The sequence below is a fragment of the Kitasatospora sp. NPDC093679 genome (genome assembly GCF_040683455.1).
GTDB lineage: Bacteria > Actinomycetota > Actinomycetes > Streptomycetales > Streptomycetaceae > Kitasatospora > Kitasatospora arboriphila.
This window is the reverse complement of the sequence record NZ_JBFBDW010000068.1, coordinates 1-13331: the sequence shown is the minus strand read 5'-3', so window position 1 is coordinate 13331 and position 13331 is coordinate 1. Positions and strand designations below refer to the sequence as shown.

At 73.8% G+C, this 13331-nt stretch carries 13 protein-coding genes; 9 read left to right on the top strand and 4 right to left on the bottom strand.

Translation table 11 applies throughout. The features are described 5' to 3' along the window. Positions 1-13 precede the first annotated feature (13 nt). Positions 14-874: a hypothetical protein gene (locus AB0O09_RS34705; protein ID WP_363548858.1), complete on the bottom strand. Its 861-nt coding sequence runs from the start codon at positions 872-874 to the stop codon at positions 14-16. Then, the gene (locus AB0O09_RS34700) at positions 871-1158 is read right to left on the bottom strand and encodes a helix-turn-helix transcriptional regulator (protein WP_363548856.1); all 288 of its coding nucleotides are present in this window, start codon (positions 1156-1158) and stop codon (positions 871-873) included. Before AB0O09_RS34700 ends, AB0O09_RS34705 begins: the two co-directional genes overlap by 4 nt. Before the next feature lie 293 nt (positions 1159-1451). Here AB0O09_RS34700 and AB0O09_RS34695 point away from each other — a divergent pair, with 293 nt between their 5' ends. From AB0O09_RS34695 to pyrE, 7 genes are all read left to right on the top strand, one after another. Continuing rightward, complete coding sequence (locus AB0O09_RS34695; protein WP_344622127.1) at positions 1452-1805, top strand: beta/gamma crystallin domain-containing protein; 354 nt, start codon at positions 1452-1454, stop codon at positions 1803-1805. A 139-nt stretch (positions 1806-1944) separates the two neighbouring features. Continuing rightward, positions 1945-2499, top strand: coding sequence for a YbjN domain-containing protein (locus AB0O09_RS34690; protein WP_344622128.1), 555 nt, complete (start codon positions 1945-1947; stop codon positions 2497-2499). A gap of 195 nt (positions 2500-2694) precedes the next feature. After that, positions 2695-3855 (top strand): pyridoxal phosphate-dependent aminotransferase, encoded by a 1161-nt coding sequence (locus AB0O09_RS34685; protein ID WP_363548853.1) that lies wholly within the window; start codon positions 2695-2697, stop codon positions 3853-3855. A gap of 369 nt (positions 3856-4224) precedes the next feature. Further along, positions 4225-4785, top strand: a complete 561-nt coding sequence (locus AB0O09_RS34680) for a DUF2617 family protein (protein ID WP_363548851.1) — start codon at positions 4225-4227, stop codon at positions 4783-4785. A gap of 115 nt (positions 4786-4900) precedes the next feature. Then, positions 4901-6544, top strand: a complete 1644-nt coding sequence (locus tag AB0O09_RS34675; RefSeq protein ID WP_363548849.1) for a spermidine synthase — start codon at positions 4901-4903, stop codon at positions 6542-6544. 134 nt (positions 6545-6678) lie between these two features. After that, positions 6679-7932, top strand: coding sequence for an SRPBCC domain-containing protein (locus tag AB0O09_RS34670; protein ID WP_363548847.1), 1254 nt, complete (start codon positions 6679-6681; stop codon positions 7930-7932). A 32-nt stretch (positions 7933-7964) separates the two neighbouring features. Beyond that, positions 7965-8504: an orotate phosphoribosyltransferase gene (gene pyrE / locus AB0O09_RS34665; protein ID WP_030274601.1), complete on the top strand. Its 540-nt coding sequence runs from the start codon at positions 7965-7967 to the stop codon at positions 8502-8504. Positions 8505-8624: 120 nt separating this feature from the next. Here the strand turns inward: pyrE and AB0O09_RS34660 are convergent, their stop codons facing one another. Then, positions 8625-9335 (bottom strand): VTT domain-containing protein, encoded by a 711-nt coding sequence (locus AB0O09_RS34660; RefSeq protein ID WP_363548845.1) that lies wholly within the window; start codon positions 9333-9335, stop codon positions 8625-8627. A 281-nt stretch (positions 9336-9616) separates the two neighbouring features. Between AB0O09_RS34660 and fbaA the strand changes: the two genes are divergently transcribed. Beyond that, positions 9617-10639, top strand: coding sequence for a class II fructose-bisphosphate aldolase (gene fbaA / locus AB0O09_RS34655; RefSeq protein ID WP_363548843.1), 1023 nt, complete (start codon positions 9617-9619; stop codon positions 10637-10639). 91 nt (positions 10640-10730) lie between these two features. Here the strand turns inward: fbaA and AB0O09_RS34650 are convergent, their stop codons facing one another. Then, entirely contained in the window at positions 10731-11474 is a 744-nt protein-coding gene (locus AB0O09_RS34650; protein WP_363548841.1) for a CGNR zinc finger domain-containing protein, read from the bottom strand. 249 nt (positions 11475-11723) lie between these two features. Here AB0O09_RS34650 and AB0O09_RS34645 point away from each other — a divergent pair, with 249 nt between their 5' ends. Further along, complete coding sequence (locus AB0O09_RS34645) at positions 11724-13265, top strand: 4-hydroxyphenylacetate 3-hydroxylase family protein (protein WP_344622136.1); 1542 nt, start codon at positions 11724-11726, stop codon at positions 13263-13265. The last annotated feature ends 66 nt before the right edge of the window (positions 13266-13331 follow it).

Sequence of the window (13331 nt, the reverse complement as noted above, 5' to 3'; positions counted from 1 at the left end):
CGGCCGGCCCGGGTCAGGCGCCGACGACCCGGCCGAGCTGCGCCGCCTGCTCGGCGACCGACGCCCGGTAGGCCGCCAGCCGCTCCCGGTTGGCGTCGATCAGCTGCCGCTGGTAGCCGGCCAGGACGGCGAACCAGATCCCGGCCAGGTTGCCGGCCGCGGTGCAGCGTTCGTCCGCGGTGGCCGCGGCCAGTTCCTCGGCGGTCGGCCGGCCGGGGCCGTGGTAGCGGGCGACCAGGCCGTCCGGGGTGGTGTCGGCGAAGCCCGCGTCCCGCATGCAGGCCGACCACGCCCGGGTGGCCGCGACCACCCGGGTGTCCCGGCCGGTCGCCTCCAACGACCGCCCGAACAGCGCGTCCACCAGCTCGGACCCGGCGGTGTCGGCCGGCCGGACGGCGGTCAGCGCCTTCTTCACGCACCCCTGGGCCGCCGTGCCCTCCGCCTCGGAGGCCGGCGGCCTCGGCGTGCGCACCGGGGCCGCCGCGGTCGGGCCGTGGAAGCCCTGGACGGCGGCCACCTCGGCCCGCAGGTAGCCGAAGGCCCCGGCCGGCAGCGCCGACGCGTCGGGGACCTCGCCGCCGCCGTCCAGCGCGTCGTCCCCGGTGAACCCCGCCCAGCCGGCCGCGTGCATGCAGTCGGCGGTCAGCGCGCGGACGGCCTGCTCCCGGCGGGCGTTCTGCTCGCGGTCCGACCCGTACGCCGACAGCGGCAGGGCCAGCATCCCCTCACGCCCCGACGGCGGGGCGGTGGGTGTTCCGAGGGCCGGCGGGGTGAGCGCCGGGGCGGGCGTGCCGCCCCCTCCCGCGCCGCAGCCGGCGAGCGCGAGCAGCGCCAGCACCGCCGCGGCGGACCGCCGCCCGGCGGCCGCCCTCACGGCCGCGCCCCGCTCCCCCGGGCCTCTCCCGCGCCGTCGCGTTTGGCCCGGGCCAGCCGGTGCAGCTCGGCCCGCTGGGCCTCCGACAGCTGCCAGGTGTGCGCGAGCAGCCGCAGCGTCGAGATCCGCGGGCAGGAGACCCCGCGTTCCAGATCGCGGATGGACCGCACGCTCATGCCGGACGCCGCACCCAGTTCCTCCTGGGTCATCCCGCGGTCCAGCCGGAGGCTGCGCAGCAGCGCCCCCAACCGGTCCTGCGGCGCCCCCGCCCCGAAATCCCCCACCGTACGACTCCTCGTCAGTCGACGCACCCAACCGGACGTCCGGCGGCCGCACTTGTCGCCGCCGGGAGGGTTGCACCGCAAACTAACCGCCGCCGTGGCGGGCGGCAACGCGTTCCGATCCGCCATCGCGTGACATGAATCACTCAAGAATCTGGTTTGTCCGTACCGACCGGTCGTTCTGCCGTTCAACGTCCTGACAACCACCTGGCCCGGCCGACGGGCCGGTTGCCAAACTCCCGTCCGCCACGACCGTCGGCCGGCCCGTCCGGCCCCGCACAGGAACGGTGACCGCAATGACACGCCGATGGAAGCAGGCCGCCCTCACCGCGGCGGCCGCAGCGGCCCTCGTCCTCGCCCTGCCCGCGACCGGGGCCTCGGCGATCAACCGGGTCAGCTGCAACGGACGGACGGACTTCGTCAACATCTACAACTACGGGTGGTCCGGGCACCTGTGCTTCGCCAACGCGGGCTACGCCGACGTGACCATCTACAAGGTCGACAACATCTACTCCGGCAACAACCTGCTGTACTACTACACCAGCGTGAACGGCGGGGTGACCCGCCACCTCGACCCGTGGACCTGGGAGGACGACCACTACTACGACAACGGCGCGGAGGGCACCGTGCGCTGGCTGCAGATCTTCTGACCAGGGCGACCGTTCGGCGGCGGACCGCCCCGCCGCCGCCCGGGAGGCCCTGTGCCCGCGGGCCCGGATGAGGCAGGATGGGACATGGAGGCGGTCTCTCATCGCCGACCACTCCCCGTGCTGTGAGATTGAGGACCCCATGAGCATCGACCCGTCGTCCATCCCGTCGTTCGGCGCGCCCCAGCCGCCGCAGGGCGGCCAGCCCGGCGGCGCCCCGGCCGGCCCTCCGCCGGTGATCGTGCCGGACCAGAACCTGGTCGCCCAGCTGCTCGACCAGATGCAGCTGAAGCACGTCGTCGACGATGACGGTGACCTCACCGCTCCCTGGGAGGGCTTCCGCGTCTACTACATGTTCCGCGGCGACCAGAAGGAGCTCTTCGCGGTCCGCGCCTTCTACGACCGCGCGTACGAGCTGGAGCGCAAGGGCGAGATCCTCGACCTCGTCGACGAGTGGAACCGCGAGACCCTCTGGCCGAAGGTCTACACCCACACCCACGAGGACGGCGTCGTCCGCCTGATCGGCGAGTCCCAGATGATCGTCGGCACCGGTGTGAGCCTGGAGTACTTCGTGACCACCACCGCGAACTGGACCCAGGCCTCGGTCGGCTTCGAGCAGTGGATGATCGAGCGCCTCGGCCTCCAGGGCGACATCGAGGAGGGCGACAAGCCCGAGGACGGCGGCGAGGACGCCTGATCCCCGCCAGGTCCGCGGTCGGGCCCGCACCCCGGTACGCCGGGGCGCGGGCCCGACCCGTTCCCGGCCGTCCTCCGGCCGCCCGCACGTCGGCCCCGGCGGCGGCCCCGGTGTCGGCCCGGTGTCGGCCCCTGGGAAGCGCCCGGTCCGGGCACTACGGTGGGCGCAGCCGCCGACGACACCGCTGGAGACCCCATGGAAGCCCGGCCCCTGCTCAACCGCCGCCTGAACGGCCTCGGCACCACGATCTTCGCGGAGATGTCCGCCCTGGCCACGGCGACCGGCTCGATCAACCTCGGGCAGGGCTTCCCCGACACCGACGGGCCCGAGGAGGTCCGCGAGGCGGCGGTCCGGGCCCTGCGCGAGGGCCGCGGCAACCAGTACCCGCCCGGCCCCGGCATCCCCGAGCTGCGCACCGCGGTCGCCGAGCACCAGCAGCGCTTCCACGGGCTCACCTACGACCCGGACACCGAGGTGCTCGTCACCGCCGGCGCCACCGAGGCCATCGCCGCCGCACTGCTGGCCCTGCTGGAACCCGGCGACGAGGTGATCGCCTTCGAGCCCTTCTACGACTCCTACGCCGCCTGCATCGCCATGGCCGGGGCCGCCCGGGTGCCGCTCACCCTGCGCCCGCCGGCCTTCCGGCCGGACCTGGACGAGCTGCGCGCCCTGATCACCCCGCGCACCCGGCTGCTGCTGATCAACACCCCGCACAACCCCACCGGCCTCGTCCTGAACGCCGACGAGCTGCGCACCCTCGCCGAACTCGCGGTCGAGCACGACCTGTTGGTGGTCACCGACGAGGTCTACGAGCACCTGGTGTTCAGCGGCGGGCACCACCCGCTCGCCGCCCTGCCGGGGATGCGCGAGCGCACCGTCTCGATCTCCTCGGCCGGCAAGACCTTCTCCTTCACCGGCTGGAAGGTCGGCTGGGTGACCGGCAGCCCCGAGCTGGTGGCCGCCGTCCGCACCGCCAAGCAGTACCTGACGTACGTCTCGGCCGGCCCCTTCCAGTACGCGGTGGCCGAGGCCCTGCGGCTGCCCGACGAGTACTTCGACGGCTTCCGCGCCGACCTGCTCCGCAAGCGCGACCTGCTCGCCGACGGGCTCGCCGAGGCCGGGTTCCGGGTCTTCGTCCCCGAGGGCACGTACTTCATCACCACCGACATCACCCCCCTCGGCGAGAAGGACGGCGCCGACTTCTGCCGTTCCCTCCCCGAGCGCTGCGGCGTGGTCGCCATCCCCAACGCCGTCTTCTACGACAACACCGACGAGGGCCGCTCCCTCGTCCGCTTCACCTTCTGCAAGCGCGACGAGGTCCTGCGGGAGGCGGTCGAACGGCTGCGCCGCCTCTGAGCGCCGCCTCCGGGGACCGGGTCCGACGGCCCGGTCCCCGGAGGCCGAACGGGTGAGCGGGTACGCGGGGCGCACCCCCGGCGCGGACGGCGCGTACGCGGGTGCATGGGAACACGGTTCGCAGAGTCGACACCCCGAATGAGCGGGGTGCTCCGGCCGCTCCACCCGGAACGGTGAATGCTGGTCGAGGATGGGTAAATCCCCGACGGACCCGCAGAATTCGTGCTTCTCTGCTGCTGAGTCTCCAGCCGGAATCCTTCCTTCCACGGTCGGCCGCGTCCTGGACCGCACAGCCTCGAACGCCGGCCCGTCGGTGGAGTCGGACGCTGACGGCGGGCGCGTCACGGAGTTCGAAACGCGGAGCGGAGCATGCTCACCACACTGCAGACCTCGTACACGGACACCCGCGCCGGCGACCTCGCCTGGCAGTTGGGCGGCGAGCCGCTGCCCGCGCTGGCCGTGCGGGAGCTGAGCTTCGACGCCCCCGCCGACGGCGCGGCCGGGGTCGGCACGGCCACCTTGCAACTGCGCCTGCTCGGGGCCTCGCACCAGGTCGTGGTGGCCGCCGGCCCCGGCGACTGCCTTGAGACCGTGGCCTGTCTGCCCGGCCGCCGCACCCCGCTGCCCGCCCGGGTGGCGGAACGCGTGGCGGGCTGGGAGTACGAGTTCGCGGCCCGGATCGAGGAGTTGCCGACGCACACCTTCGCCGCCAGGGCCCAGGAACTGCTGGCCCTGGTCGCCGAACACCCGCACGGCCTGGCGGGCATCTTCCCCGGCGACCCCTGCGCCTTCACCGCCCTGGTCGCGCGGTGCGAGGAGCGGCGAGTCCTCTGGCGCACCTGGCACGCCTACCCGCAGGAGGGCCGACTGGTGTGCACCCGCTCCGCCCTGGTGCTGCAGGGCGGCGGTTGGGCGGCCGAGGCCGAGTGATGCACGCGAACGGAGCAGCGCCCGACCGGAACGCCGACGAACCGTCAATTCCATCTGGTGCGACGTCCTTCCAACGGGTGCCGCCACGGCCGGCGGATGTCGCTAGCGTTTGCGCATGATCAACCGTCCGGCGGATCCACCCGCTCGGCCGGGCCTCGACGGCCGCGCCGAAGCACCCCGCGTCCGGGCCGTCGCCCGGCCGTGGACCGGCGGTGCCGCCCCGCCCTGCGTGCGCGGACGACTGGCCCGGCCGCTGGTCCTGCTGGCGGCCTTCGTCTGCGCCGCCTGCGGCCTCGTCTACGAGCTGGAACTCGTCGCCGTCGGGCAGACCCTGCTCGGCGACTCGGTCACCCAGACCTCCCTGGTGCTGTCGGTGATGGTCTTCGCGATGGGCGTCGGCTCGCTGCTCGCCAAACGGCTGGCCCGCCGCCCCGCCACCGCCTTCGCCCTGGTGGAGTGCGGGCTGGCCCTCACCGGCGGGCTGTCGGTGCTCGCGCTGTACTCCTGCTGGGCCTGGCTGGACGGCCACCGGACGGCCGCCGCCGGCCTGACCGGCACCACCTTCCTGATCGGGGTGCTGATCGGCGCCGAGATCCCGCTGCTGATGACCCTCGTCCAGCGGATCCGCCGGGAACACGCCGGACGGGCGGTCGCCGACCTGTTCGCCGCCGACTACGTCGGTGCGCTGATCGGCGGGCTGGCCTTCCCCTTCCTGCTGCTGCCCGCCCTCGGCCCGGCCGCCGGCGCGCTCGCCACCGGAGCGGTCAACGCGGTGGCCGGCGCGGCCGTGGTGCTGTGGCTGTTCCGCGAGGAGCCGCCGCCACGGGCCCGGCTGCTGCTCTGGGCCGGCTGCGGACTCGTCCTCGCCGTCCTGGCCTGCGCCGCCGCGTTCACCGGCGCGATCGAGCGCGCCGCCCGACAGGCCCTGTACGGGGCGCAGGTCCGCCTGGCGGTGCCCGGTCGCGACCAGGAGATCGTGCTCGCGGGCGGCCCCGGAACCACCGCACCGCTGGAGCTCTTCGTCGGCGGCCGGCTGGCCGTCTGCGGCCCGGACGAGTACCGGGACAGCGAGGCGCTCGTCCACCCCGCGCTCGCCGGCACGCCCAACGGCCGGGTCCTGGTCCTGGGCGGCGGCGGCCCCGCCGTCCGCGAGGTGCTGCGGCACTCCGCCGTCCGCGAGGTCGTGGTGGTGGAACCGGACGCGGCACTCACCGCCCTCGTCCGCCGCGACCCCGCCCTCGCCGCCCTCACCGGGCACGCCTACGACGACCCCCGGGTGCGGGTGGTGCACGCCGAACCGATCGCCTGGCTGCGCCGCACCGGACGCACCGGCCGCCCGCGGTTCGACGTCATCGTCTCCGACCTGCCCGTGCCGCGCGGCGACACCGGCCGGGCCGCACACAGCCAGGAGTTCTTCGGGCTGGCGGCCGAACGGCTCGCCCCCGGCGGCCGGCTCGCCGTCCGCGGCGGCCCCGTCGCCCGCGCCCTGTGGACGGCGGAGGCCGCACTGCGCGCCGACGGCCTGCGCACCGTCGCCTACCAGGCCCCGCCCGGCGCACCGCCGTCCTGCCCGCACGCCCCCGCGGCCGCGCCCCGCCCGGCCTTCCTGCTGGCCGCCCGCAGCCAACCGGTGCTCTCCCTCGGCCGGGACGCCCCGCCACCGCGGGCCCTCACCACCGACGGACTCCGGGAGTCCGCCGCGGGACTCGCGGCCCGCCGCCCCGCACGGCTGCCGGCCCCCTACCGGCTGCTCGGCTGAGCCCCCCGCCGCCCGCCCGGCCCGTCCGCGGCGGCAGGGCTGCGGGGGCCGTCCGTGTACAGCTGCCGAACCTCCGCGGATCGACCCGACGCCAACCCCCCGCACCGGGCACCCGGGTGGGTAGGCTCGCCGGTATGGAGCATGAGGTTGTCGTCCCGCTGCCGGCCAACGCCGTCCGGCAGGTCCTGCAGGACAGCGAGCTGTTGGCCCGCTGCGTCCCCGGTCTGAGCACCGATGCCGGGACGTCCCGCACACCGGACGGGCAGGTCGACGGGCGGCTGCGGCTGCGCGTCGGCAGCTCCACCATCACCTACCGCGGCTCGCTCTCGCTGATCCCCGGACGCGAGGGCGTGCTCACCGCGCTCGCCGAGGGCGAGGAGGTCCGGGGCTCCGGCGAGGTCACCGCGACCGTGCGGGTCAGCGTGCACGACCACGCGGACGGCAGCGTCATGCGCTTCGCCGGAGACCTGAGCGCCGAGGGCCGCCTCGCCGAGTTCCCGGACGACGTCCTGGAGACGGCCGGCCGCAGACTCCTCGACCGCCTCGTCGCCGCCCTCGCCGTCGAGGCCGGCGCCGGCCCGGACGCCGTCCTGCCGCCGGCGGACGACGAAGCCGAGGAGACCGTCGAGGAGACGGCCGAGGAGACGGCTGTCGAGCCCGCCGAGGCCGAGGCGGGGGCTGAGCCCGCCGCCGAGGCCGTCGAGGAGCCCGAGACACCGGCCGCCCCCGTCCAGGAGTCTGCTGCCGAGGTCGTCGAGCCGCTCGTCGAAGAGCCTGCCGTCCAGGCGGAGGCGGAGCCCGCCCCCGTCGAGGAGCCCGCCGCCGAGGCCGTCGAGGAGCCCGAGCCCGAGGCTGAGCCTGGGGCCGAGCCCGTCGAGGAGCCGCAGGAGGCCGCCGCGGAGGCGGAGGAGCCCGGGGAGCCCGAAAAGTCCGAGGAGCCCGAGGACGAGTCCGGGGACGAGTCCGGGGACGAGGAGGAGCCCGGGGCGACCGTGGTCTACCTGGACGACCGGGCGGAGCGGGACCTCGACGACGACCTGTCCGACCTGATCGCCTTCTCGGACGAGGACGAGCCGCTGCCCTCGCCCGAGCCGGAGCCCGCGGGGTTCGAGTACCAGCCGGAGCCGGCGGCGTCCGGGCCGGTGCGGCGGTCGATCGTGGGCCGCTCGGCGGAGGAGGTGGACCACGCGCCGCCGCACGGCCGCTACGCGCCCACTCCCCCGGCCCGCAGTGCCCGCGCCCGGGCGGCCAGCCGCTGGGGCGGCCCGGAGCCCACGCTGCTCACCGGCGGGGCCGGCGAGCGCAGTGCGATGCCCTGGGTGATCGGCGGCGGGGTGGCGCTGATCGGCGGCGCCGTGGTGCTGGTGCGGGCGCTGCGCCGTCGCTGAGCGGAGGGTGGCGGCCCGTAGACTGGCTGCTCATGAGCACTGAGGACCGCGACGCCCTGCTGGCGCAGATCAAGGACAAGGCCGTCGTGCACGGCAAGGTCACCCTCTCCTCCGGGCTGGAGGCCGACTACTACGTCGACCTGCGCCGGATCACGCTGGACGCCGAGGCGGCGCCGCTGGTCGGCCGGGTGATGCTGGACGCTGCGGCGGACCTCGAGTTCGACGCGGTCGGCGGCCTGACCCTGGGCGCCGACCCGGTGGCGACCGCGATGCTGCACGCCGCCGCCGCCCGCGGGCGGAAGCTGGACGCGTTCGTGGTCCGCAAGGCGGGCAAGGCGCACGGCCTGCAGCGCCGGATCGAGGGCCCGGACGTGAAGGGTCGCCGGGTGCTGGCGGTCGAGGACACCTCCACCACCGGCGGCTCGGTGCTCACCGCCGTGGAGGCGCTGCGCGAGGCGGGCGCCGAGGTGGTCGGCGTCGCGGTGATCGTGGAGCGCGGCGCGGCCCCGGCGATCGCGGAGACCGGCCTGCCGTACGTGACCGCCTACACCCTGGACGACCTGGGCCTCTGAGCCCGTACGGCCCGGTGCGGCCCCGCGGGGCCGCACCGGGCCGGAAAACGATGACGGCCGGTGTTTCACGTGAAACCACGTGTCACACCGGCCGTCGCCGTGTCCGGGCGGGCGGGCCCGTCAGTTCTTGCGGTGGCGGCCGGTGCCGACCGGCTCCGCCGACGAGGTGTCGCCGCCGGCCTTCTTCTTCCGGCGCTCGCGGATCACCTCGACGATGATCGGGGAGATCGAGATCAGGATGATCAGCGCCATCGCCGGGATCAGGTACTTGTCGATCACCGGGGCCATCGCGTCGCCGAAGAAGTAGCCGATCAGCAGCATGGACTCGGTCCACAGCACGGCGCCGACGACGTTCCAGACGAAGAAGGTCCGGGCCGGCATCTCCAGGGTGCCGGCGACCGGGTTGAGGAAGGTCCGCACGATCGGAATGAAGCGGGCCATCACCACGGCCTTGGCCGGGCCGAACTTCTCGAAGTAGTACTCGGCCTTCACCACGTACTCGCGGCGGAAGATCTTCGACTCGGGCTTGTCGAACATCCGGGGGCCGAGCTTGGCCCCGATGAAGTGGCCGAGTTGCGCACCGGCGATGGCGCAGAGCGGCGCCCCGATCAGCAGCAGGGCGATCGGCAGCCGGGCGCCCTCGCCGAGCACCGAGGAGGCCGCGCCGGAGGCGGCCACACCGGCGAGGATCAGCAGTGAGTCACCGGGGAAGAAGAACCCGACCAGCAGGCCGGTCTCGGCGAAGATGATCGCGAGCAGGCCGATGGCGCCCAGCGACGAGATCAGCGATTTGGCGTCGAGGAGATTGACGGCGAGCTGGTTGTAGTCCACGCGCGCAGGATAGCGCCCTGCTGTTGAAGACGGCCTAAGGAGCGGTGGCCGGGGCCCCGTCCGGGCGGGCCCGTGGGGCTACCGGCGCGTAGGTGCCGTTCGCGTCCCGACTGGCGGGCCGTGGGTGACCGCGGAGGGTGAGTCTGGGAAGATGGCCCCGGTGTCCGGCCTGCGGTCGAGGACCACCCTCTTCTCGTACCGCGAAGCACGCCGTGAGCCAGAGGCGTAAGAGCATCGGACAGCGTCGTTCGATCGCCCCACACCGACAGGAGCGAATTCGCATGCCCATCGCAACTCCCGAGGTCTACAACGAGATGCTGGACCGGGCCAAGGCGGGCAAGTTCGCCTACCCGGCCATCAACGTGACCTCGTCCCAGACCCTGCACGCCGCGCTGCGCGGCTTCGCCGAGGCCGAGAGCGACGGCATCATCCAGATCTCCACCGGTGGTGCGGAGTTCCTGGGCGGCCAGCACAACAAGGACATGGTGACCGGCGCCGTCGCGCTGGCCGAGTTCGCGCACATCGTGGCCGCGAAGTACGACATCACGGTCGCGCTGCACACCGACCACTGCCCGAAGGACAAGCTGGACGGCTACGTCCGCCCGCTGCTGGCGGTCTCCGCCGAGCGCGTGGCCAAGGGCCTGAACCCGCTGTTCCAGTCGCACATGTGGGACGGCTCGGCCGAGACCCTGGCCGACAACCTGGCGATCGCGCAGGAGCTGCTCGCCCAGGCCGCCGCCGCGAAGATCATCCTCGAGGTCGAGATCACCCCGACCGGCGGCGAGGAGGACGGCGTCTCGCACGAGATCAACGACGAGCTGTACACCACGGTCAACGACGCGGTGCGCACCGCCGAGGCGCTCGGCCTGGGCGAGAAGGGCCGCTACCTGCTGGCCGCCTCCTTCGGCAACGTGCACGGCGTGTACAAGCCGGGCAACGTCGTGCTGAAGCCGGAGCTGCTCGCGGAGCTCCAGGCCGAGATCGGCAAGCAGTACGGCAAGGCCGACCCGTTCGACTTCGTCTTCCACGGCGGCTCGGGCTCGACCGCGGAGGAGATCGCCACCGCGCTGGAGAACGGTGTCGTGAAGATGAACCTCGACACCGACACCCAGTACGCCTTCACCCGCCCGGTCGTGGACCACATGTTCCGCAACTACGACGGCGTGCTGAAGGTCGACGGCGAGGTCGGCAAGAAGAACACCTACGACCCGCGCACCTGGGGCAAGCTGGCCGAGGCCGGCATGGCCTCCCGCGTGGTCGAGGCGGCGCAGCAGCTGCGCTCGGCGGGCAACCGCATCAAGTAGGGGGCACCGCGTCCGCGAGGACGCGTGACGACGGCCGTGGCCCCGGGGAGTCGACTCCCCGGGGCCACGGCCGTCGTGCGTCCGCGGCGGGTCAGCCGACGGCGACCCGGGCACCGCCGCGGGCGGCGGGCTGTTCGGCGCGCAGCCGCCGGTAGTGCCGGGCGGCCTTGGCGCGGTTGCCGCACTCGGCCATCGAGCACCAGCGCCGCATGCCGTTGCGCGAGGTGTCGAGGAACCAGAGCGGCAGCCGGTGCGGTCCGGCGCAGCTGCGGATCCGCTCGGGGGCGGTGCCGAGCAGCTGGAGGTAGTCGTCGAGGGCGAGCCAGCCGGCCAGCCAGGCCGGGTCGTCGACCTCGACGGTGGTGGCGGGCCCGTCGGCGGTGAGCCGGTAGCGCAGGGCGCCGCGGGCGAGCAGCCGGTCCACCTCGCGGACGGCGTCCGGGTCGGCGGGCGCCCGGCCGGGCCGACGCTGGTCGTACGGGGGGCTGAGGGTGGCCTGCAGCGCCTCGCGGGTGTGCCGGGTCGCGGAGAGCGCGGCGCCGTCGGCGGGGCAGAGGCCGGCGAGGCCCGCGGAGGAGAGCCAGATCCGGTAGCCGTCCAGGTCGTCGAGCAGGTCGCGGGTGCCGGCCGGGGCGTCCCAGCGGGTGTTGAGCAGGTCGAGGGCGAGGGGTTCGCCGAGCAGCGGGCGGCGGTCGGCCGGGTCCGGGCTGCGGCCGCCGGCGGTGCCGGCCGGGCCGTGCCAGCGGCGGTCCGGGCCGGGGACGCCGAGGGCGAGGTCAAGCAGGGTGACCCGGGCGTCCGCCAGGGTGGTCAGCGGTGTGCCGTGTGCGCGCATCGTGCTCCCTCGGCCGGTGTCGGGCCGCTCTCCCCCCGTCCCCGGGCGGCACTGCGCGGGCAGTGCGGCGGCACCGGGCCAGTCTGGCGCCGGGGCCGGGCGCGCCGGAACGGGTGGGCGCCCGGTGTGCGCGCAACGGCCAGAGGCCGTGCGCGGCCTCATAACTGACCCACGGGAATCTTTTCTAGCTTCGGATGTGCCAGACCCGGACACGCAGATCCGAACGCCCGATGGGGAGAGTGAAGCACGATGGCTCAGGCCGAATCAGACCTGGCACAGCCGGGCGCCGAGGCGCCCAACGACCTGCTGAACGGCGACACGTACCTGGAGAGCCTGCGTGACGGGCGCCAGGTGTACATCGACGGCGAGCTGGTCAAGGACGTGACCGAGCACCCGGCGTTCCGCAACGCCGCCCGCTCGATGGCGCACCTGTACGACGCGCTGCACCACCCGGACACCAAGGACATGATGACCACGGTCGACCGGTACACCGGCGCCCGGGTCCACCGGTTCTTCACTCCGGCCCACACGGCGGACGACCTGGTCAAGGCCCGTGACGCCATCGAGCACTGGGCGCGTCTGAGCTACGGCTTCATGAACCGCACGCCGGACTACAAGGCCTCCTTCATGGCCGGCCTGGCCGTCACCCACTCCTTCTACGAGCCGTTCGGCGACAACGCCCGCGCCTGGTACGAGAAGTACGCCCGTCAGGCGCTGGCGATCAGCCACGCGATCGTCAACCCGCCGGTCGACCGCCACAAGGCCGCGCACGACATCCCGGACGTCTACCTGAAGGTCGTCGAGGAGCGCGACGACGGCATCGTGGTCGAGGGCGCCAAGCTGATGGCCACCGCCTCCGCGCTGACCCACGTCGCCTTCGTCGGCCAGATCCACCTCGCCAACCTGGAGAAGGGCAAGGCCGAGGACATGGCGCTGGCCTTCATGGCGCCGCTGAACACGCCGGGCATGAAGGTGATCTGCCGCCCGTCGTACGAGAAGAAGGCCAACAGCCCGTTCGACAACCCGCTCTCCAGCCGGTTCGACGAGAACGACGCGGTGCTGGTCTTCGACAAGGCGTTCATCCCGTGGGAGAACGTCCTGATCTACCGGGACACCGAGAAGATCCACCAGTACTTCCCGCGTTCGGGCCTGCTCTCCCGCGGCTTCTTCCAGGGCGCGATCCGGATGGCCGTGAAGCTGGAGTTCATGGCGGGCGTCCTGGACCGCGGCACCCGCCTCAACGGCACCGACAAGTTCCGCGGCGTCCAGGCCGGCCTCGGCGAGCTGCTCGCCTGGCGCCACCAGACCTGGGCCGTCACCACCGCGATGGCGATGGACCCGGAGCCCGCCGAGGGCGGCACCGTCCTGCCGCGGATGGACTACTCGGCCGGCTACCGGGCGCTCGCCCCGATCAGCTGGGACCGCACCCACAAGTTCTTCGAGGAGCACCTGGCGGGCGCGCTGCTGATGACGCCGTCCAGCCACAAGGACCTCCAGAACCCGGAGCTGCGCCCGCTGTTCGACCGCTACTACCGCGGCTCCGGCACCACCGCGGAGGAGCGCGCCAAGCTCTTCAAGATGGCCTGGGACGCGGTCGGTTCGGAGTTCGGCGCCCGCCACGAGCTGTACGAGCTCAACTACGCGGGCGGCCCGGACCAGGTCCGCCTGGACACCCTGAACTGGACCCGCGCGGCCGGACTGCTCGACCAGTACGGCGACTTCGTGCAGAAGGCCATGGACGACTACGACCTGGACGGCTGGCGCAGCGGCCGCTGGGCCGAGACCGACTGACCCGGCCGGGCGGGTCCAGTTCAGGGTGTCCAGGCGGACCTGGTCCGGGCCGCCCGCGTTGTTGAG